This window comes from Sulfuriferula thiophila (genome assembly GCF_003864975.1).
Taxonomy (GTDB): domain Bacteria; phylum Pseudomonadota; class Gammaproteobacteria; order Burkholderiales; family Sulfuriferulaceae; genus Sulfuriferula; species Sulfuriferula thiophila.
Genome location: NZ_BHGL01000033.1, coordinates 216099 through 238177, shown reverse-complemented (window position 1 = coordinate 238177; position 22079 = coordinate 216099). Strand labels below are relative to the sequence as shown.

The 22079-nt window shown below is 53.0% G+C and carries 22 protein-coding genes; 11 read left to right on the top strand and 11 right to left on the bottom strand.

Annotated features, from left to right (window positions below; translation table 11 throughout):
* The first annotated feature begins 4 nt into the window (after nt 1-4).
* The 10 genes from bamC to rlmD all read left to right on the top strand — a co-directional run bounded on the left by bamC (nt 5) and on the right by rlmD (nt 8230).
* On the top strand, nt 5-1147 hold the full coding sequence (bamC, locus tag EJE49_RS10985) for an NlpB/DapX family lipoprotein (RefSeq protein ID WP_124950740.1): 1143 nt from the start codon (nt 5-7) through the stop codon (nt 1145-1147).
* The gene (locus EJE49_RS10980; RefSeq protein ID WP_124950738.1) at nt 1147-1917 is read left to right on the top strand and encodes an MBL fold metallo-hydrolase; all 771 of its coding nucleotides are present in this window, start codon (nt 1147-1149) and stop codon (nt 1915-1917) included. Before bamC ends, EJE49_RS10980 begins: the two co-directional genes overlap by 1 nt.
* 74 nt (nt 1918-1991) lie before the next feature.
* Entirely contained in the window at nt 1992-2597 is a 606-nt protein-coding gene (locus tag EJE49_RS10975) for a MotA/TolQ/ExbB proton channel family protein (RefSeq protein ID WP_124950736.1), read from the top strand.
* A gap of 11 nt (nt 2598-2608) precedes the next feature.
* Complete coding sequence (locus EJE49_RS10970; protein ID WP_124950734.1) at nt 2609-3025, top strand: ExbD/TolR family protein; 417 nt, start codon at nt 2609-2611, stop codon at nt 3023-3025.
* 54 nt (nt 3026-3079) lie between these two features.
* Entirely contained in the window at nt 3080-4180 is a 1101-nt protein-coding gene (locus EJE49_RS10965; protein WP_124950732.1) for a hypothetical protein, read from the top strand.
* The gene (gene lpxK / locus EJE49_RS10960) at nt 4174-5196 is read left to right on the top strand and encodes a tetraacyldisaccharide 4'-kinase (protein WP_124950730.1); all 1023 of its coding nucleotides are present in this window, start codon (nt 4174-4176) and stop codon (nt 5194-5196) included. The genes EJE49_RS10965 and lpxK overlap by 7 nt, the downstream gene beginning before the upstream one ends.
* Nucleotides 5189-5368, top strand: coding sequence for a Trm112 family protein (locus EJE49_RS10955; protein ID WP_124950728.1), 180 nt, complete (start codon nt 5189-5191; stop codon nt 5366-5368). The genes lpxK and EJE49_RS10955 overlap by 8 nt, the downstream gene beginning before the upstream one ends.
* Entirely contained in the window at nt 5368-6141 is a 774-nt protein-coding gene (gene kdsB / locus EJE49_RS10950; protein WP_124950726.1) for a 3-deoxy-manno-octulosonate cytidylyltransferase, read from the top strand. Before EJE49_RS10955 ends, kdsB begins: the two co-directional genes overlap by 1 nt.
* Nucleotides 6142-6147: 6 nt before the next feature.
* The gene (gene adk / locus EJE49_RS10945) at nt 6148-6801 is read left to right on the top strand and encodes an adenylate kinase (RefSeq protein ID WP_124950724.1); all 654 of its coding nucleotides are present in this window, start codon (nt 6148-6150) and stop codon (nt 6799-6801) included.
* Between the two features lie 97 nt (nt 6802-6898).
* Nucleotides 6899-8230: a 23S rRNA (uracil(1939)-C(5))-methyltransferase RlmD gene (gene rlmD / locus EJE49_RS10940; protein WP_124950722.1), complete on the top strand. Its 1332-nt coding sequence runs from the start codon at nt 6899-6901 to the stop codon at nt 8228-8230.
* Here rlmD and EJE49_RS10935 read toward each other — a convergent pair.
* Nucleotides 8227-9045: an HDOD domain-containing protein gene (locus EJE49_RS10935; protein WP_124950720.1), complete on the bottom strand. Its 819-nt coding sequence runs from the start codon at nt 9043-9045 to the stop codon at nt 8227-8229. The two genes, rlmD and EJE49_RS10935, sit on opposite strands and share 4 nt — an antisense overlap.
* Nucleotides 9046-9216: 171 nt before the next feature.
* On the opposite strand from EJE49_RS10935, the gene EJE49_RS10930 reads away from it, so the two are divergent.
* The gene (locus EJE49_RS10930) at nt 9217-9906 is read left to right on the top strand and encodes a Bax inhibitor-1 family protein (protein WP_124950718.1); all 690 of its coding nucleotides are present in this window, start codon (nt 9217-9219) and stop codon (nt 9904-9906) included.
* Between the two features lie 25 nt (nt 9907-9931).
* Here EJE49_RS10930 and prmC read toward each other — a convergent pair whose 3' ends face one another.
* From prmC to dusB, 10 genes are read right to left on the bottom strand one after another with little or no spacing between them, the layout of a single operon-like run.
* Nucleotides 9932-10786 carry a peptide chain release factor N(5)-glutamine methyltransferase gene (prmC, locus tag EJE49_RS10925; RefSeq protein WP_223246923.1) on the bottom strand — a complete coding sequence of 285 codons (855 nt, stop codon included), beginning with the start codon at nt 10784-10786 and terminating at the stop codon, nt 9932-9934.
* 3 nt (nt 10787-10789) lie between these two features.
* On the bottom strand, nt 10790-11866 hold the full coding sequence (gene prfA, locus EJE49_RS10920; RefSeq protein ID WP_124950716.1) for a peptide chain release factor 1: 1077 nt from the start codon (nt 11864-11866) through the stop codon (nt 10790-10792).
* Complete coding sequence (gene hemA / locus EJE49_RS10915; protein WP_124950714.1) at nt 11863-13113, bottom strand: glutamyl-tRNA reductase; 1251 nt, start codon at nt 13111-13113, stop codon at nt 11863-11865. The genes prfA and hemA overlap by 4 nt, the downstream gene beginning before the upstream one ends.
* Nucleotides 13114-13126: 13 nt before the next feature.
* Entirely contained in the window at nt 13127-16420 is a 3294-nt protein-coding gene (locus tag EJE49_RS10910) for a transglycosylase domain-containing protein (protein ID WP_124950712.1), read from the bottom strand.
* Nucleotides 16421-16423: 3 nt separating this feature from the next.
* Entirely contained in the window at nt 16424-17329 is a 906-nt protein-coding gene (hemF, locus tag EJE49_RS10905) for an oxygen-dependent coproporphyrinogen oxidase (RefSeq protein ID WP_124950710.1), read from the bottom strand.
* Nucleotides 17330-17353: 24 nt separating this feature from the next.
* Complete coding sequence (gene tsaC, locus EJE49_RS10900) at nt 17354-17875, bottom strand: L-threonylcarbamoyladenylate synthase type 1 TsaC (RefSeq protein ID WP_124950708.1); 522 nt, start codon at nt 17873-17875, stop codon at nt 17354-17356.
* Nucleotides 17876-17884: 9 nt separating this feature from the next.
* Entirely contained in the window at nt 17885-19159 is a 1275-nt protein-coding gene (purD, locus tag EJE49_RS10895; protein WP_124950706.1) for a phosphoribosylamine--glycine ligase, read from the bottom strand.
* A 12-nt stretch (nt 19160-19171) separates the two neighbouring features.
* Nucleotides 19172-20734 carry a bifunctional phosphoribosylaminoimidazolecarboxamide formyltransferase/IMP cyclohydrolase gene (gene purH, locus EJE49_RS10890; protein ID WP_124950704.1) on the bottom strand — a complete coding sequence of 521 codons (1563 nt, stop codon included), beginning with the start codon at nt 20732-20734 and terminating at the stop codon, nt 19172-19174.
* A gap of 38 nt (nt 20735-20772) precedes the next feature.
* Nucleotides 20773-21009: a helix-turn-helix domain-containing protein gene (locus EJE49_RS10885; protein WP_124950702.1), complete on the bottom strand. Its 237-nt coding sequence runs from the start codon at nt 21007-21009 to the stop codon at nt 20773-20775.
* Between the two features lie 20 nt (nt 21010-21029).
* Nucleotides 21030-22064, bottom strand: coding sequence for a tRNA dihydrouridine synthase DusB (gene dusB / locus EJE49_RS10880; RefSeq protein WP_124950700.1), 1035 nt, complete (start codon nt 22062-22064; stop codon nt 21030-21032).
* Nucleotides 22065-22079: the final 15 nt, after the last annotated feature.

The window sequence follows — 22079 nt, the reverse complement described above, 5'->3', positions numbered from 1 at the left end:
AACGATGAAACGCACACCCATATCTATTGCCCTGATTTGCGCTGGAGTTATTATAAGTTTAGGCGGTTGCAGCACCCTCGACATACTCGAAACCAAAAAAGTCGATTACAAATCCGCAGGCAAGATTCCTACGCTAGAAGTTCCGCCAGACCTTACTACACCGACAACTGACACTCACTACCAAGTTCCTGATCTGAACCCGAGCAGCCGCGCCACGTTATCTGCATACAATGCCGAGCGCAGCGACAAGTCTGCCTCCAGCAACGGTGTATTGCCGACGCAAGATAAAGTCCGTCTCGAACGCGCCGGTAGCGAGCGCTGGCTGGTAGTTGATCAGGCACCCGATAAAGTCTGGCCTATCATCAAGGACTTCTGGCAGGAAAATGGCTTCATACTCAATGTTGATCAGCCGACGACCGGCATCATGGAAACCGAATGGGCAGAAAACCGTGCCAAACTGCCACAAGACATCATCCGCAGCACCATCGGCAAGGTTCTGGATGGCTTATATTCAACCGGCGAGCGGGATAAATTCCGTACCCGCATTGAACGCAGCAACAAAAATCCGAATGAAACCGAAATTTACATCAGCCACCGCGGCATGATCGAAGTCTACGACGGCAGCGACAGCAAACACACCGTATGGCAACCGCGTCCGGCCGATCCAAGCCTGGAAGCTGAAATGCTTAATCGCCTGATGGTGCGTCTGGGTGTAGAGAAAGCCCGTGCGGATGCGATACTTGCCGACCAGAGCCAAGTCCAGCACGCCGTCTTGGGTAAATCTGCTGACGGCAACATGATGCTCACCCTTAACGAACCATTTGACCGCGCATGGCGCCGTGTCGGACTGGCTCTGGATCGCGTCAACTTCACCGTCGAAGACCGTGATCGTGCCAAAGGTGTTTATTTCGTCCGTTATATCGACCCTGCCCAGGACAACCAGACCGGCAAAGACAAAGGCTTCCTCAGCAAGCTGGCATTCTGGAAGAGCAGCAGCAAAACCAGTACCGAACAGTACCAGGTGGAGCTGTCTGAAAACCAGGCCGCCACAGGGACCAATGTTCGCGTCCTGGATGCAAAAGGCGCCCCGGCACAAGCTGAAACCGCCAATAAAATTATCAAGCTGCTGCAGGAACAGTTGAAATAATGCGTTTTGCCAGCCTTGGCAGCGGCAGCGAAGGCAATGCACTGATCGTCGAAGTCAAGCACACACGCATCATGCTCGATTGTGGCTTCGGCTTGCGCGACACCACCAGCCGCCTCGCCCAGAAAGGTCTGGAAGCTAAGGATGTCGATGCCATTGTGATCACCCACGAACACGGGGATCACATTGGCGGCGCAGCCCGCTTTGCGCGTAAACACAAGCTGCCGGTCTGGATGACTCACGGCACTTACAGCATGTTTCGCCAGCAATGCGACAATTTACCCGAAGTGCAAATCCTCGACAGCCATACGCGTTTCAGTATTGGCGATATTGAACTTACCCCCTTCCCCGTCCCTCATGATGCCCGTGAACCTGCGCAATTCGTGTTCAGCGACGGCGTACGCAAATTGGGCGTACTCACCGATGTCGGCGCATCCACTGCACACATTGAAACCATGCTCAGCGGCTGCGATGCACTGGTGCTGGAATGCAATCACGATAGCCAGTTATTGCAGAACAACAGTCGCTATCCCGTCAGCTTAAAAAAACGCATATCCGGCATATTCGGCCATCTGAACAATCAGGCCGCAGCGACACTGCTTGGCAAGCTGGGCACCAGCCGTCTGCAGCACCTCGTTGCCGCCCACCTCTCCAAACACAACAATACCCCGGCTCTCGCACTCGGCAGCCTTGCCGACACATTGGGCTGCACTCCCGACTGGCTGGATTATGCCAGGCAAGAAGACGGGTTTAGCTGGCGACAAATCATTTAAGCTGTTAACGCGCTTGCCCAAATTGCGTTCTCACGCTAAAGTGATGTACGTTTTTGGTCTTAGGGAGTACACGCGTGTTTGCAATTATTGAAGCGGCTGGTTGGCCGATCTGGCCGTTGATTTTAGCCTCTGTTTTATCCGTAGCCATCATTATCGAACGTTTCATCTCGTTACGCGCAACTGAAGTCGCTCCCAAAGGCTTACTGGACAAAACGGTACAGGCCTATCGTCAACAAGGTGCAAATAGCGATATGTTGAACCTGCTATCGCAAAGCTCACCACTAGGTCGCATCTTTGCCGCGGGACTGCGTAACGCAAAAAATTCGCGTGAAATCATGAAAGAATCCATCGAGGAAGCCGGTCGTGGCGCTGTACACGAACTGGAGCGCTTCCTGCCCGCACTTGGCACCATCGCCTCCGTTGCCCCCTTGCTCGGATTGCTGGGCACAGTTATCGGTATGGTAGAGATATTTGGCGCGCAGACACCGTCCGGCGGCAACCCGGCCGTCTTGGCCCACGGTATTTCAGTGGCTTTATACAATACGGCATTTGGTTTGATAGTCGCCATCCCCAGCCTGATTTTTTACCGTGTTTTCCGCACTCGCGTTGATTCGCTGGTAGTTGAAATGGAACAGGAAGCAATCAAACTGGTGGAAATTGTGCATGGCGAACGCCAGTAAATGAGACCCGTATGAATTTCCAACGCCGACAAAAGCAGGAAGAACCGGAAATTAACCTTATTCCGATGATAGACGTATTGCTTGTGGTACTGATTTTTCTCATGGTTACCACAACCTACGCCAAATTTTCCGAGCTACAGATAAATTTACCGCAGGCAACCGGTGATGTTGCCAAAGAGAAACCGGCTCAAATCATGGTTTCGGTTGATGCTGTTGGCAACTATCAGGTCAATGATACTGCGATCAATTTTTCCAACGTCAGTAACCTGGCGCAGACATTGAAGCAGGCAGCCAAAGGCTCAGCTGACACAGTCATCATCATAAATGCAGATGCCAAAGCCACCCATCAGTCAGTGATTAACGTCATGGAAGCTGGTCGTGAAGCAGGACTTACCCGTATTACTTTCGCCACTCAAAAAGGCGATTAACCTCGTTTTAACCCACGCCTCGCCTAGCGCGAGGCGCACTCTCCCGTATTTGCTATGACCACTTGGAAAGACCCGTTTGGCAGCAACCGTCTCGGTTTATGGTTAGCTGACCGTCACGACCGCAAAAACAAACACATCTCGCGCATTGCTGCCCGCTGGGGCTGGCTTAAACCCATGGGTGACCGTGGCAAAGTCGTATGGGTGATCGCTGGCGGTAGCGAAGACAGCGTGCGCCTGGCTGTCGAACTGGTGCGCGCCATACGTGAAAAGCGCCTGGATATCCGCCTGGTGCTGACCTTCGAACATGAATATACGGACATGCTAACCTTGCTCGATGACTGTGACAAAACCGGCTGGGGCTATGCTCCCTGTGACCATCCGCGCGCCTTGACCCGTGTCATGCAACGCTTCGACCCGTTTGGCATTATCGTCGTCGGCACCCAGCCGCGTGCCAATTTGAGCAAGTTTCTCGACCAGCGTCAGCATGTCCTGGTCGTCAACCCGCCACAAACCGTCACCTTCCATTGCGAACGCATCTACAATGGCGCATCCATCAGCGACACCGACAACATCACAGAGATGGCTGACATGCGTGCGATTCTGGCGCAAGCGCAAATCGACCCCAATTTCAAATCTCTGGTTAATCATGGCGCGGAACGCCACCTGTGGTGGCTACACGGCGCGACTGCAGAAAGCAGCGCTGCGATAGCCGGGCAATTGTTTGCCCATGCCCCTGAGGACGTACTGTTCGTGAGCGGTGAGCGTCCAGCAACCGAGCATATGCAGATCAGCCTGTGGGATCGCTCTCCGATTACCGGTAGCCGCATTGTCTGGGTAGATAACGAAAAATGGCTACCCGCCATATCTGCTGCCGTTACCGCCACTCACCTCGCCCAAATTCATCCAGTGACGTTGTGGCAAGCCATGGCGGGTGGCGCTGCAATTTCCTGCCCTGACCATAACGCATTACCCAAAGCCGAGTTGCATGCTGCAATCACTGCATGCACCGACCCGCTTACTATCTGGCAAGCTTACCGCGCCAATGCCATTCAGGCCCGTCAGCAAGGGGACATTGCGCGGCGACTGTTCTGGAAAGAACGGCGACTGGCTGAAACCATGAGCCAGGAATTAGTCGAGCGCGTATTTGAATGGTAGGCAAGCGTAACCGCACTGCTGACTGGCTCCAACGTCAATGGCGCAGCATTACCCTGTGGCATGCGCTACTCATTCCTGTATCCTGGCTGTTTGGCACTATCAGCTACCTGCGACGCGCGCTATATAAAACTGGTGTATTCCGCCAGCAGCGAATGGCTGTACCAGTCATCATTATCGGCAATATCAGTGTTGGCGGCACCGGCAAAACCCCTCTGGTTATCTGGCTTACCCAGCAACTTGCTGCGCATGGCTGGCAACCTGGGATCATCAGCCGCGGTTACGGCGGCAGCGCCATTACGCCACAACACGTCTCTGCATACAGCGACCCGCACCTCAGCGGCGACGAACCACGCCTACTGGCGCAACGCGCAACCTGCCCGGTATGGATAGGCCGCGACCGCCCTGCCGCCGGACGTGCCTTGCTGGCGGCACACCCTGAAGTCAATATTCTGCTAAGCGATGATGGTTTGCAGCATTACGCGCTGGCGCGAGATATTGAAATCGTCGTAATCGACAGCACCCGTGGCTTTGGCAACGCCTGTTTACTCCCTGCCGGACCGTTACGCGAACCGGTTAAACGCTTGCAACAGGCAGATGCAGTTATCATCAATCAGACTGGCACAGCACACCCCAGCATCCCGACGCTGCCCCATACTTATGCAATGCAGCTAACCGGTCTTGATTTCACCAATTTAGTACACCCGGAACGACTGGCAGTTGCAACTGATTTCAGCCAGCAGACGGTCCATGCAGTCGCGGGCATTGGTAATCCGCAACGTTTCTTTGATCAACTCGCCAGCATGGGCATCAGGATCATCCCGCACGCCTTTGCCGATCATTACCAATATCAGCCAGCCGATCTGAATTTCCCTGGCATTATCATCATGACCGAGAAAGATGCGGTAAAATGTCAGGCTTTCGCGACTGAAGCGATGTGGGTGTTGCCGGTACAGGCACAACTGCCCGCCGAACTGCTGCCACACATACTCGCCAAACTAGGAAAACATCATGGATAGCAAATTATTAGACATACTGGTATGCCCGATCTGCAAAGGCCCGCTGATCTACAACAAGGCAGTACAGGAACTGGTATGCAAAGCTGAACGATTGGCTTTTCCCATCCGCGATGACATTCCCGTCATGCTGGAAAGTGAAGCACGCACCCTGGGCGAGGACGAAGTCGTTTAATGCAATTCACCGTCATTATCCCTGCCCGCCACGCTTCCACGCGCCTGCCAGCCAAACCGCTCGCCGATATCCACGGCAAGCCTATGGTGGTGCGCGTTGCTGAACGCGCCGCGCTTAGCGAGGCCGCTGCAGTATGGGTCGCCGCAGACGACGAACGTATCATCAATGCAGTCAATGAACACGGCATCCAGAGCATCACCACTTCACCCGAGCATGCATCCGGCACAGACAGGCTGGCAGAAGCGGTGATACAACTCGGCCTGGCCGATGACGTGATTGTGGTCAATGTCCAGGGCGACGAACCGCTGATCGCCCCGGAACTCATCCGCGCCGTAGCCGCTGAACTGGCGGCACACCCGGAATCGGTCATGGCCACTGCCTGCCATGCCATCGACGACTATGCCGGGATGATGAATCCGAACATGGTAAAAGTGGTGATGGATGCCGCCGGCCATGCCATGTATTTCAGCCGCGCTCCCATTCCTTATGCCCGCGATGCCTTTGCTGCGGGTACCGAGCTACCAGCCGACCTGCCGGTTTATCGCCATATCGGGCTATACGCCTACCGTGTCGGTTTTCTGAAACAGTATGCCAATTTGAGCCCGGCACCGATTGAGCGCTTTGAATCATTAGAACAACTGCGCGTACTGTGGCACGGTTTTAAAATCAGCGTCAGCATCAGCCCGCACCCGGCAGCACCGGGAGTCGATACGGCAGAAGATCTGGCACATGTACGAAATTTATTTTTAGCATCATTATCCAAAGAAGGTTAACCTGAAATGCGAGTCATACTCTTAGGCGGCCCCGGCGCGGGCAAAGGCACACAAGCCAACTACATCAAACAGCACTACAACATCCCGCAAATTTCCACCGGCGATATGCTGCGCGCAGCAATTACCGCAGGTACAGAACTCGGCAAAGCTGCCAAGGCAGTAATGGATGCAGGGCAACTGGTCTCCGACGACATCATCATCGGCTTGGTCAAAGACCGCATCGCCCAGCCAGACTGCGCCAATGGTTTTCTGTTCGACGGCTTCCCCCGTACCATACCTCAGGCTGAAGCCATGAAAGCCGCGGGTGTACCCATTGATTACGTTGTCGAAATCGACGTCCCTGATAGCGAGATTATTCAGCGCATGTCTGGCCGCCGGGTACACTTGGCTTCCGGACGAACTTACCATACCGTGTTCAATCCGCCAAAAGTAGCGGGCATCGACGACGTTACCGGCGAACAGCTGATACAGCGTGATGACGACCATGAAGACACGGTCAAAAAGCGCCTGGATGTCTATCATGCCCAGACTGAACCACTGGTGCAATATTACTCAGGGTGGGCTGCCACGGCCGCCAATCAGGCCCCTAAGTATGTAAAAATTCACGGCATCGGCAATGTTGAAACCATCCGTGATGCAATCTTTGCCGCCCTGGGTTAATTTCCAAGCTTAAAACCACATGCCACAACTTGACCGGAAAGCCTGAGACACAGGCCTACCGGTATTTTTGCAGCCCCAGCCACAATTAAGTAACCATATGAATATCACCCCTGCTGCAGCTACCGTCCCAGCCACACTGACCATCGAGTCACTTAACCATGAAGGCCGTGGTGTCGCTCATCGGGAAGATGGCAAAACCATATTCGTCGACGGTGCAATTACCGGCGAAATCGTGCAATACGCGGTTTATCGTAAAAAAGACAGTTATGAAATGGCGCAAGTCACCAAACTGGTACGCGCCAGCTTCATGCGCGTAAAACCGCATTGCCCGCATTTTGGCGTATGTGGCGGCTGCAGCCTGCAACATATCGAGCCCGGCGCGCAAATTGCCGCCAAACAGCGCGTACTGGAAGACAACCTGGCCCATATCGGCAAAGTGAAAGCTACCAGCATGCTCTCGCCTATTCACGGCCCGGCCTGGGGTTATCGCACTCGTGCGCGCATGTCAGTACGTCTGGTCGAGAAGAAGGGCGGTGTACTGGTTGGTTTCCACGAACGCCGTAACAGTTTTATCGCGGATATGACCTCGTGTGCGATTCTGCCACCACGCATCTCGGCACTGATACCGTTGCTACGCACATTCATCATGACGCTCACCATCCGTGCCCAGCTACCGCAAATTGAAGTAGTTGCCACGGATGCCGTGGATGCGCTGGTGATACGCCATATGGTGCCGATCCCGCCGGAAGATGAAATACTGTTACGTGAGTTTGCCGATGCCCATCCCCACATCCAGTGGTGGACACAGTCCAAAGGCCCGGACACTATTCAGCCTTTGTACCCGCTGGATGCACCTGAGCTGGCTTATACCTTGCCTGAATTTGATCTGGTGATGCCATTCCGTCCCAGTGAATTCACGCAGGTCAACACTGACGTCAATCCCATTCTCATGCGCCGCGCCATGCAGTTGCTTGATCCCCAACCAACTGACCGCATCGTGGATATGTTCTGCGGCCTGGGCAATTTCACCCTGCCTATCGCGCGTCATGCCAAACAGGTCATCGGCATAGAAGGCAGTAAAGAACTGGTTGCACGTGCCGCCCAAAATGCCACGCGCAACGGCATCAGCAATACGGAATTTTTGACTGAAAATTTATTTGAAATGACCACCGAACGCATGAACGCGCTGGGGCATTTTGACAAAATGCTGATAGACCCACCGCGGGACGGTGCCTTTGCACTGGTTGAAGCGCTGGATGAGAATGGCCCTAAACGCATCGTCTATGTGTCATGCAACCCCGCCACGCTGGCACGTGATGCTGAAGTACTGGTGCACCAGAAAGGCTATCAGTTACGCGCCGCCGGCATTGCCAACATGTTTCCGCACACTGCCCACGTGGAATCCATTGCGGTATTTGAACGTAGCTAAACGACTTGCCCGCGTACCAGGTGCTCTACCTGTTGTGCGGGCATGTTGAGCATAGCCCCGATTTCCTTATAATCATCCGGCAACGCCGCATCATCCCAGCCATTTGCCGCATGCCTTGCCAGATTAATTGCCAGCACAATGTTACGCATATTGCGCTGCTGACTATCCTCACGGCTCATGAAGCCGATTAGCAATTCCGGCAAACCCCATGACTTTGCCAGCGCCATTTGCATGTCGGATAACTTGAAGCCCAACACTTGTTTCTGGGCATCCCGACTACGCAGTGCCTTATCCTTTTGTTGCAAAGCACGTACCTGCGTCATCTGTTCAGGCGCATAGCACCACATCAGTATCTCAGCAAAATTATGCAATAACGCCGCGATGCGGATTTCATCAAAATGCAGATCCTGTAATCGTACCGCCCAATCCTTGGCGTAGTGCGCTGCCTGAGTGGCACGGCGCACGGTTTGCAATAAATGAGTGAGCGCAATGAGATTGCCATGCAGCATATCCTCGATGACCAGCTTGGGCTCCACCTTTTGAAAAAAAGTCTGCATACCCAACATCATCAAAGCCTGTTCAATCTGTACTACTTCGTTCAGTTGAGTATTGCGTTTATGCTGCTGCAAATAACGCAACAGCACCACTGTCATCAGCGGATCGTGGGCGATAGCATCCGTAACGCCGCGCACACTGAGGTTCTCGGCATCCTCCTGCAACACGGCCAAATCTCGCACAGTACGTTTAAGTATGGGAATATCGGCTGTTTCAAAGAACTTGATCCAGTTTTCCAGCCCACTGATTTTTTGTTCCATTTTGACCACCGCCAAACTTATAGTTATGGATAAATAATATACTGATTATCGTACAAAAAATCAAAAACCTAAGCTTATTCTGCTAATGCAGTTCATATACAGCTTTACTTGCAACTTTAGTCGTCCTGCTATAGTCTACTGTATGAATATGTTTTTAATTGTGAGGTAGATATGCAACCCGAAATTCAACTGGCAAACAGTTCAACGCAACTTGAATCAGCGCAAAATAAGGTATTACGCAATACCTATATGATGTTAGGCCTGACCATGATCCCGACCGTAATCGGGGCATACATGGGTTTGAGCCTCAACTTTGCGTTCATGGCACAACATCCGGTTCTATCCATGATAGGCATGCTGGCTGTCATGTTCGGTATGTTCATGGGCATTAGCGCCAACCGCAATAACGCATTAGGCGTAGTACTGCTGCTGGGCGTAACTTTCTTTTTCGGTTTAATGCTGGGACCTATCCTGCAAGCGGCTCTGCATTTCCGTAATGGCGCACAGTTGATAGGTATGGCAGCAGGCGGTACGGGAGCGATTTTCTTCACGCTTGCCACTATTGCCACGGTGACCAAGAAGGATTTCAGCTTCATGGGGAAATTCCTGATGGTTGGACTGGTGATGCTGATTCTGGCATCGTTGGCCAATGCCTACTTCCAGATTCCTGCTGCATCACTGGCCATTTCAGCGATCGCCATCATGATTTTCGCCGGTTACTTGCTGTATGACGTTAGCCAGGTAGTGCGCGGCGGCGAAACCAACTACGTTATGGCAACACTGGCAATTTATCTGGATATTTACAACATCTTCGTAAACCTGCTCAACCTGCTCATGGCACTGGCCGGTAATCGCGATTAAGCTTTAAACGGGGCAGCACTGCGTTTTAACGCCGCTGCCCCATACTCACCCGCTCCACACCGCCCAGATCGCGATGCGTCACCACTGCATCAAACCCAGCCCCGTTTAACAAACCACGCACTGCTTCACCCTGATCATAACCATGCTCTAGTAGCAGCATGCCTGTAGCTGTCAGATATTGCGGTGCACGGTTGATAATACTGACCAGATCTTTCAGCCCCGTAGCGCCTGCGGCTAGTGCTGTAATGGGTTCAAAACGTAAGTCACCTTCCTGCAAGTGGCTATCCGCATCGGCAATGTAGGGAGGATTACTGACTATCACATCGAACAATGGTGTTGCAGGTACATCCTGCCACCAGTCGCTGAGTATAAATTGAATATTAGCCAGCCCCAGCCGTCGAGCATTAGCTTGCGCCACCTGGAGTGCAGCCGCACTCGCATCAACCGCAACAATACTGGCGAGTGGGCGCAGTGTTGCCAGACTGATTGCAATCGCGCCACTACCGGTACCTAAGTCCAGCACGCTGCAAGGAGTTGCAACCGGAATTTGTACCAGTGCCAGCTCGACCAGTAACTCAGTCTCTGGACGTGGAATCAGCACATCAGGAGTAACGCTCAGGGTAATCCCGTAGAATTCTTTCTCACCGAAAATATAGGCGACCGGTTCGCCTTGCAGACGCCGATCCAGCATGTGCTGATAGCGCGTATATGCTGCGGTTGGCGGCTTCTCATCCGCATGCGCCAGCAACCACGAGCGATTCACCTGTAGTGCCTGTGCCATCAGCAACTGCGCTTCAAATCGCGCATCCATTGCCGACAATCCCAACATAGCGACGAGCTTCGCCTGATCCTGCTGCAAAATCCTCGCTATATCCGACACGGCTTACTCGCCCATCGCTGCAAGTAGTTCGGCCTGATGTTCGGTAGCCAGAGCACCTAGCAATTCATCCAGATCGCCATCCATAATCGCATCGATTTTATACAAGGTCAGATTGATACGATGATCCGTAATACGGCCCTGCGGGAAATTATAGGTACGAATACGTTCGGAGCGATCACCGCTGCCGATTAATGACTTGCGGGTAGCCGCTTCTTTGGATGCAATCTCACGCAACTGCTTATCCTTGATGCGTGCAGCCAGCACGGACAGTGCCTGCGCCTTGTTCTTATGCTGTGAGCGATCATCCTGGCATTCGACCACTATGCCTGTGGGCATGTGCGTAATACGTACCGCCGAGTCGGTCTTGTTGATATGCTGACCACCGGCACCGCTAGCGCGATAAGTATCAATACGCAAATCAGCAGGATTCAGGTTCACCTCAGCAACCTCATCTGCCTCTGGCATCACCGCCACGGTACACGCAGAGGTGTGAATACGACCTTGCGTTTCAGTCGCAGGAACGCGCTGTACGCGATGGCCACCAGATTCAAATTTCAAGCGCGAGAACGCACCACGACCGATGATTTTTATAATCACCTCTTTATATCCGCCCAGCTCACTCATGCTTTCCGAGATGATTTCCACCTTCCAGCGTTGCCGCTCAGCATAGCGCGTATACATGCGAAAAAGGTCTGCCGAAAACAGCGCAGATTCATCGCCACCGGTACCCGCGCGAATCTCCAAGAAAATATTGCGCTCATCATTAGGATCTTTAGGCAGCAACTCGGTTTGCAGCCGGGTCTCAAGTTCAAGCAAACGGCCTTTACCTTCAGCAATCTCCTGCTCTGCCAACTCCTTCATCTCGGCATCACCGAGCATTTCGGTAGCGCCAGCAATGTCAACCTCCGTTTGCGTGTAGGCGCGATACAAGGCCACAACGGGGGATATCTCAGCGTGCTCGCGGGTCAGTTTGCGATAATTATCCATATTGCTAGTCACCGTTTCCACGGCCAGCAAACGATCAATCTCGTCGAGTCGCTCAGTCAGCTGAGCGAGTTTATTCAATAGTGTGAGTTTCATTCTTGGTGCAGCGAGTAAAGCCGCGATAATAACGCCACCAGTTCCTGGCGCTCGTCATCGCCGGCATGGTTAAGTGCGTGAGTGGGATGATGCAAAAATTTATTGGTCAAGCTACGTGACAGCACATCCAGCACATGCGCAGGAGATTCGCCTCTAGCCAGCAGTTTGACGGCACGTTCAACTTCATGCCGGCGCATGCGTTCTGCCTGATCACGCAAACTGCGTATTGTCGGTACCAGCTCACGGGTATCCATCCAGTGCAGGAATTGCTGCACACTGGCTTCGATGATGGCTTCTGCCTGGCCGACTTGCGATTGACGGCTGTCCAGACCCTGTTTCACGATACTGCCCAGATCATCGACACTGTATAAAAACACATCGGCCAGTTCACCTACCTCGGCTTCAATGTCCCGGGGTACAGCCAGATCCACCATGAACATGGGGCGGTGGCGACGTGCTTTCAATGCCCGTTCCACCATACCCTTACCCAATATCGGCAACGGGCTGGCGGTACTGGTGACCACAATATCGTAACTGGCGAGGTGATCGGGCAATTCATGCAATGCAATGGCCGAGCCCCGATAACGATCAGCCAAGGCTTGTGCACGCGCAACGGTACGGTTGGCAACCATGATATGTTTAGGGTTACGGGCACCGAAATGCGCCGCACACAACTCTATCATTTCGCCTGCACCGATAAATAGCACTTTCTGCTCGGCAATGCTGGGGAAGATACGTTCAGCTAAACGTACTGCAGCGGCTGCCATTGACACTGAATTCGCACCGATTTCGGTGGATGTACGTACATCTTTTGCTACGGCGAATGTATGCTGGAACAGCTTATGCAACACGATACCAAGCGTACCAGCCTGCTCGGCAATCTTGGCAGCTTGGCGCATTTGCCCGAGAATCTGGGTCTCACCCAGCACCATCGAGTCAAGCCCCGACGCGACACGAAACGCGTGCCGTGCCGCTTCGGAACTCGGCAGAGTATATAAATAGGGGTCAATACTGACCCGACTCAACTTATGGTAATGTGCCAGCCAGTCAAGCGCCGCATTCTGATCCACGGCATTGCAGTAAATTTCCGTACGATTACAGGTCGACAATATCGCCGCTTCTTTCACCGTGCCGGTCTTGATGAAATCACGTAAAGCCGCTTCCATGCGTTCTGCATGGAAAGCCACCTGCTCCCGAATTTGCAGCGGTGCTGTTTGATGATTGATGCCAAACGCCAACAAATGCATAGTCAGACTCGAATCAATACGCCTCGCCCGCATTAGGGCGACGCTCTTCTATTGGTGCGGGCGGTTGCTGCACAGGGGCAACTGGTTTTTCAATCACAGGTGCAACATTAGCCGGGAGCGGCAAAGGAATTGGCTTAGGTGTCACTACATTTTCTTTGGCTTTTCTTGGCTTGAGTTCAGCATCCAACCGCAAGGCTGACTTGGGGTTCACCGCAGGCTCCGGCATGACAACCGGTTCAGCAGGTGCGACTGGTATTGCTTTACCCTGCTCCGGAGTATCCGGCACTTCGCTTGGTTCACTCACAACCGGCGCAGGTTCACTCTGTGGACGCTTGATATTAAGTGGCGCCAGCACGGGGGCCAGTTGCGGGCTCATGGCCTTGATTAATTGTGCAGGCAAGGCACTGGTAAAGCGATATTTAGCGGCCTCTTCGCCACGCACTATTGCCGTCATCGTACCGAAGAATCGGTCACCTATATAAAACACCATGGTCGCGGTACGATTCACTACGCGAGAAGTCACCACGTTACCGCTGGCATCAAAGGTGTCGAAGCGATGATCGCCAGTGCCGGTTTTACCTCCCATGACAATCGGATTGCCATCCGCATCCTTGAATACCCCCTTGAGTCGTCCGGCGGTGCCCTGCTCGACCACTCCCTGTAACGCACGGCGCACGACACGGGTCAGTTCCACAGGCAACAAGCGCTCACCCTGTGGTTGCTTGCGTACAAACACCGTCTCGAAAGGCGTACCGGCAGCAAAATGCAGTTTCTCTATCGATACCGCCGGTAAGCGCACGCCATCATTCACCACTATCCCCATCAACTCAGCCAGGGCTGCCGGCCGATCAGCCGATGTGCCTATTGCTGTTGCATAAGAAGGCACCAGGCTGTCGAATGGGTAGCCCAGGCGCTTCCAGTCCTGATGGATTTTCTCAAAAGCCTCTACTTCCAGCAGACTGTGTATGCGCTGATCCTGCGCATTTTTACGGCTGGTTTTGAACAGCCAGTTGTAGACAGCGATACGCTGATCACGGCTTGCCGCTACGGCTTCACTAAACGTCGTATTCGGGTGGCTGCGCAAATAACCTACCAGCCACAATTCCAGAGGATGAACCTGCGCAATATAACCCAGATCCGCCAGAGAAAAGGCATTCGGCGCATATTGTGCATATAGGGCCAATATCGTGCGGTCGCTCAGATCAACGCTATCCGGGGTACGGCTACGCAAGAATTTGGCAAAGTTGGCCAGATCCTCATTTGGTGCAAGATAGCGGAATACTGCCGCCAGACGGCGCGGGGTTGGATGCAGGCCATCAAGCAAGGTATCCGTAACCTGCTGTGGCGTCTGCCCGCGGTACTTTTTGTAAAAACGCAACAGGTATTCCTGGCCTTCGCGATCAGCGAAGCGTTCCAGGTAGGTACGGCGGGCCGGATTATTAGCATCTTCCAGTATCCTGCCCGCGACACCGGGAGTCTGTGCCATGTAATACAGGCTGATATCACGCATCAAACGGATATAGACCAGATTCACCGAATTGCGTGTCGCTTCCCACAAATCCATATTGCGCCCGTTGTCATCCTTATTAAAGTTGACGAAACGGTGCAACCCTCCACCGGTAAAGAACATGGTGGAAGGATCTGCAGAATAATGCCGCGCCATCGCGGCTTCCAGCATAGTTGCCAGCGTTTTGTCCTGGCTGTTCAGATAGTAATTTGCTGCCCAGATAGAAATCGTGTCATGGCTCTCTTTTGCCACATCAACCAACTGCCGGGTTGTTAAAGTCTCATATTGCTGATGCAACTGGCTGACTATTTCCAGATAGCTGATCAAGGTACGTAATTTGGCGGTTGAGCCCAGATCGAGTTTTGCACCTTTATTGATATCAAACGGCTGATTCAGATTGTCAGCCTGAACTCGCAGCAATGCGCCATTAGGCGAAATTTCATACAGGGTAAAACTGTAAATAATTTTACTCAGATCATTCTCGGGACTTAGCAGGTTTCTGCCATACATGCCGACTTTCTCAGCGCCCTCGGTCGAGTTCAGACTCAGCAGGAACTGGCTGACGGTTTTTTGCGCAGCCGCATTCAAAGTGCTATCCGCGGTCAGATCAAAGCGGTCCAGATCATAGAGCTTCTGCACACCCAGCAAATTCGCCAGTCGTGAACGTACTGCGTTCGCTGCTTTCTGTTCGATGAATGCACGATTTTGCAATGGCCGTTTAATATTAAATGTCAGAGGTGCCTGCAATGCCACATCCCGCAATGCCGGACTGATCACACCCTCTCTGGCCAACAAGCGCAAATGAATATTGGTGGTGTCTTCCAGCGCCTTGTGATTTACATTCAGATAATACGACGGCTTGCGCTGGGCGATGAGCAACGACAGTACATGCTTGTAGGCATTGCCGGTGGCGGCATCCGCATGATTCGCCTGCAACAACCCGGATACAGTTTGATAATCAAGCCCATACCAGGCCCATAGCGCATCCGGCAAGCCGATAACTTCACCAAAACCGGGAGCGGCAGACAGCGGGACGGTATTGAGATAATCCAGCACCAGACGCTGGCGGGCGGCTTGCGTGTTTTCGCCATCCAGATAGGCCCGTACCGACGCCGAAGCCATTTGCTGCCATTTGTCCTGCACGGTCAGCGTCAGACCATCCGCGGAATGACGGTATTTTTCGATCTGCGTAGCCAGCGTACTACCGCCGGGAACATCATGTGATGGATTAATAAACTGGATCAACTTGTCCAGCACAGCTTGCGCCAATCGGTCCCATTCCACGGCAGGATTACGCTTGGGATTATCCGTAGACAACAGTTCACGGTTTTCAATAAACAGCAAGCTATCGCGCAACAGGGGTGGAATCGATTTAAAGTCCGCAAACACACGCTGGGGCGTACGGTTATCAAATATGACCGCGCCGGTAGCATCGGTCAGCCGCAGACCTGCCTGGTCTTTTTCATGATAGGGCAGATTCAAGCCTTCATCCGCCATTTGCTGCATGCCCGGACTGATCCGTGCCTGACGCTGTATCTCAAAGCCTTGTTCGGCAAGGCGCTTGGTTATACCAGGCAAGCTGGCATAGCCTAAACGCAAATCCGACGGCCCTTGATGCGGAAAACGAATGGCATTACTCGCACCGTTATCAACCTGATAATGCATTTTGGCTGCATATTCAGCCAGATATTTCGCTTGCAGTGTCGAAGTCGTAAACTCCCAGGCGAGAAATCCCGCCAATGCACTGACGATAACGACCCCAGTTCCTGCAACAAAATAATAAACGCGTTTAGATGCCATGCTTTAGCTATTACCCAGCCAGTCCTTGCCTATGATGAAATCACTGTACAAACGCGCTTCCGGTGTTCCCGGTTCCGGCTGCCATTGGTAAGCCCATTTTGCCACCGGCGGCATTGACATCAATATCGACTCGGTGCGTCCGTTCGACTGCAAGCCAAATAAAGTGCCGCGGTCATACACCAGATTGAATTCTACGTAGCGTCCACGACGGTACGCCTGAAAGTCCCGTTCATGTTCGGTGTAAGGTATGTCCTGACGACGCTCCAGGATCGGCACATACGCCGACAAAAAGTGATCGCCCACGCTTTGTACAGCCTGAAAACTATGATCAAAATCCACTGCGGAAAAATCGTCAAAGAAAATGCCGCCGATGCCACGCGGTTCATTGCGATGCTTGAGGAAGAAATACTCATCACACCATTTTTTGAAACGCGGGTAATAACTGCTGTCGAACGGTGCCAGCGCGTTATGGCACATCTGATGAAAGTGCACCGCATCTTCTTCAAAACCGTAATACGGCGTCAAATCCATACCGCCACCGAACCACCACACCGGCTCAGCACCGGGCTTGGTCGCCATGAAAAAGCGCACATTAAAATGCACGGTCGGCACGTATGGGTTACGTGGGTGGAACACCAGAGACACGCCCATGGCTTCAAAACTTCTGCCGGCAACTTCCGGGTGAGCGGCTGACGCTGATGGCGGCAAATTGGCGCCGAACACATGGGAAAAATTCACACCACCGCGTTCCAGCACATTGCCATTCTCAATCACGCAACTTATGCCGCCGCCACCTTCCGGACGATCCCAGGTATCACGCACAAATGTCTTGCCATCCACCTGCTCGATACGCTCAACGATAAGCTCCTGTAATTCCAGCAGAAACTCTTTGACTGCTATCGTATCCATTCCGGCATCCCCATGATTAAAATCTCAATGACGTAAAATCTGACCCGTTGCCAAATCCCTGATAACACTAGGGCGATTAGCTTTACCAATTTTACCGCGTATCACCTGTACCTGCTGACCAAAAGCATGCTGTACATGGCGCGCCTGCTTTAATGCTTTTTGCCCGCTACGGTTGGCGCTGGTAGAAACCAATGCCGTGCCGAATCTGCTGCACAATCTTGCGGCTGGCCGATGTCCGGTCATGCGCACCGCAATCTTCTGGTGACGACCCTTCAGCCAAATCGGGCATTGTTTCGCAGCCGGCAACAACAAGGTAACCGGGCCAGGCCAGAAACCACTCGCCAAAGCGGCCTGCAATGCCGGCTTGCTCACATACCGCACCAGTTGCTGCGCATGTGAAGCAATCAATATCAAACCCTTAGCCTGAGGACGACGCTTAAGCTTTAATATCCGCAACACGGCCCGCCGCGAGCGTGGGTTACACCCCAAGCCATAACAAGACTCAGTGGGGTAGGCAATTACCCGATGCGGTGCTAGTCTTTTCAAAACAGTTACTTACTTCTTGCGATCAATCGCACGATAACCGATATCCCGACGCATCTGACTGCCTGCAAAATGAATCTGATCGGCTATTTCGTATGCGCGACGCTGTGCAATTTTTACGCTGTCACCCAGAGCCGTAACGCACAGCACGCGACCACCACTGGTTACCACCTGTTCCTGCTGCAGTTTCGTACCCGCGTGGAAAACATGAAAATCTTCTTCATCCTTAGGCAAGCCGACAATCACGTCACCAGCGCGCGGAGTGTCCGGATAATTGGCCGCAGCCATCACCACGCCCAACGCGGTACGTCGATCCCACTCAGCTTCAACGGTGTCTAATGTGCCATTAACGGCGTGCTCCATCAGCATCACCAGATCCGATTTCAGACGCAACATAATAGGCTGTGTCTCGGGATCGCCCATGCGGCAATTAAATTCCAGCACTTTAATGTTGTTGTCTTCATCTATCATCAAACCGGCATAGAGGAATCCGGTATATGGCGTACCGGCCTGCTTCATGCCCGCCATCACTGGCGCGATGACTTCACGCAGCGTTTTGGCATAAATCTCCGGCGTTACCACCGGCGCAGGCGAATACGCGCCCATGCCGCCGGTATTCGGGCCGGTATCACCATCACCAATACGCTTATGATCCTGACTGGTGGCTAATGGCAGCACATGCTCGCCATCACACATCACGATGAAACTGGCTTCTTCGCCAGACAAAAACTCTTCTATCACCACCCGTGCACCGGCATCACCCAGCTGATTGCCTTGCAGCATCATATCCACAGCTTCATGCGCTTCTGCCAGTGTTTGCGCCACCACCACACCTTTACCCGCAGCCAGACCGTCGGCCTTGACCACAATGGGTGCGCCGTTGGCGTCGATATAGGCATGAGCGGCTGCAATATCACAAAAAGTCTGATATTTGGCTGTCGGGATGCCATGCTGCTGCATAAACGCCTTGGCAAAATCTTTCGACGCTTCCAACTGTGCGGCAGCCTGAGTAGGGCCGAATATTTTCAGGCCTTCGGCACGGAAAGCATCAACGATACCCGCAGCCAGCGGGGCTTCCGGCCCCACTACGGTCAATATAACCTGCTCACGTTTGGCAAATTCCAAGAGCAATGGAATCGAGGTAATCGGCACGTTGGTAAGTTCTTTCTCACCTGCGGTACCGGCATTACCCGGCGCCACAAATACTTTAGAAACACGCGGCGATTGCGCCAGGCGCCAAGCCAGTGCGTGCTCACGTCCACCTGAACCTATAACGAGAATATTCATGTGAGTCCTGATTTAATGACGGAAATGCCGATGCCCGGTGAAGACCATCGCAATACCGTGTTCGTTAGCAGCCGCAATCACTTCTGCGTCTTTCACGCTGCCGCCCGGCTGTATCACAGCTTTTGCACCCGCTTCAGCCAGTACATCCAGGCCATCGCGGAACGGGAAAAAGGCATCTGAAGCGACAGCACAACCCGCCAGAGGCAGACCGGCATTGGCTGCCTTGATCACGGCGATTTTGGTTGAGTCCACTCGGCTCATTTGCCCGGCACCTACACCCAATGTCTGACCATTTGCTGCAAACACAATAGCATTTGATTTCACAAATTTCGCTACCCGCCACGCAAACAGCATATCCTGAATTTGCTGTGCGCTTGGATGTATATCGGTCACCACACGCAGGTCATCCACAGTGATATTAAAATCATCTGCAGTCTGCACCAGCAAGCCACCACCAACACGCTTCATTTCCAGCGCGTTGGTTTCATGTGCCAGCGGCACAGTCAATACGCGTACGTTGACCTTTTTTACCAGTACTTCGCGTGCAGCCGCAGTATATGCCGGTGCGATCAACACTTCCATGAACTGCTGCGACACCGCTTCCGCCGCCACTTCATCCACTTCGCAGTTAAACGCAATAATGCCTCCGAATGCTGAACTGGCATCGGTTGCAAACGCCAGGCGATAAGCACTTACCGCATCATGCGCCACGGCAACACCACTCGGATTGGCATGCTTGATAATGACACAGGCCGGCTGGGTAAACGTCTTGACGCATTCCCAGGCTGCATCACTATCGGCAATATTGTTATAGGACAATTCCTTGCCTTGCAGCTGGGTGTAATGCGCAAGACTGCCGGCCACCGGATTCAGGTCACGATAAAATGCAGCTGCCTGATGCGGATTCTCACCATAGCGCATGGTCTGCACGCGCTCAAAATTCAGATTCAAACGACTAGGAAATTCCGCCTGTTCGCCATCCAACTCGCGCGCAGTCAAATAATTCGAGATCGCGCTGTCGTATTGCGCGGTATGCGAAAACGCCTTGCGCGCCAGATCGTAGCAGGTACCGGTGGACAGCGAACCATGCGTTGCCTTAAGCTCACTCAGCACCAGCGCATAATCCGCAGGGTCGGTAACGACCGCAACGTGCTGATAATTTTTTGCCGCAGAACGCACCATGGTCGGGCCGCCAATATCAATATTTTCGATCGCATCCGGCAGCGTGCAATCCGCCTTAGCAACTGTCTGACTGAATGGGTATAAGTTCACCACTACCAGATCGATATAACCGATTTCAGCACGGCGCACAGCCTCTGCATGTTCAGCCAGATCACGTCGTGCCAGGATACCGCCGTGAATTTTGGGATGCAGGGTTTTCACACGCCCATCCAGCATTTCCGGAAAACCGGTGTAGTCAGCCACTTCAGTGACGGGAATGCCATGCTCAGCCAGCATTTTGGCGGTGCCGCCAGTCGATAGGATTTCGATATTGTGTTCACGTAAACCCTGAGCCAGCGCGAGTACGCCGGTTTTGTCAGACACGCTGATCAGCGCGCGTTCTATATAAGCCATGTTGGATCCTGAATGATTAAATGATGGGACGCAGTCAATTACTGTATGCCGTACTGTGCCATTTTTTTGCGCAAGGTATTGCGGTTGATGCCCAGATATTCTGCAGCACGCGTCTGATTGCCCTGAGAAAAATGCAGTATCTTCTCAATAAGCGGCTGTTCCACGCACGCCAGTACCATGTCATAGACACCGGATGGCATTTCACCATCCAGATCCTGAAAATAGGTATCCATTGCGCGTTGCACACACGCTGCGATTTCGTTCTCTTTATTCATTGAATCCCCTACCTGATTGGTTATGCTGCCAGCGTTGTTGCATCATCTGCAACCTCGTCAGCCACATAATCGAGATGTTTACCACGTGCACGGCAACGATCAAAGAAATCATCCACAGCCGCCACCTGTTCGTCCACTGTTTGCAACTGATTCATCTCATGCCGGAAAATAGCTGAATCGTGCAGGCCTTTGGTGTACCAGGAAATATGCTTGCGAGCGATGCGCAAGCCAGACTGATCACCATAGAACCCATATAAATCGTGCATATGGTCCGTCAGCACCCGATGTATTTCTTCCACCTCAGGTGGTGGCAAGTGCTCACCGGTCAGCAGAAAATGCTCGATCTCACGAAATATCCATGGCCGTCCCTGCGCCGCACGGCCTATCATGACAGCATCGGCACCCGTGTATTCGAGCACGAGTTTCGCTTTTTCCGGAGTGGTAATATCTCCATTGGCAATAATCGGAATCCGCGCCATCGCCTTGACTGCAGCAATGGTGTCATATTCAGCCTGGCCGGTATAACCGCAAGCCCGGGTGCGACCATGCATGGCCAGCGCCTGTATGCCACTGTCCTCGGCAATTTTCAATATCGTCAATGCATTTTTGTGCTGCTTGTCCCAGCCGGTACGGATTTTCAACGTCACCGGCACATTCGGCACTGCCGCCACAACCGCAGCCAGTATGCGCGCCACCAAGGGTTCATCCTGCAGCAAAGCCGAGCCTGCCATCACGTTACAGATTTTCTTGGCGGGGCAACCCATATTGATATCGATAATCTGCGCGCCACGATCCACATTGTGCCGCGCGGCTTCAGCCATCATCGCCGGATCAGAGCCCGCAATCTGCACCGAAATCGGATCAACTTCACCGTCATGATTGGCACGGCGCTGCGTTTTAGCCGAGCCATATAACAAGGAGTTGGAAGTCACCATCTCGGACACAGCCATCCCTGCGCCCATTTGTTTGCATAACTGGCGAAATGGCCTGTCTGTCACGCCTGCCATAGGCGCAACGATGAGATTATTTTTAAGGGTGTAGTTACCAATACGCATAGATGGGTGAAACCA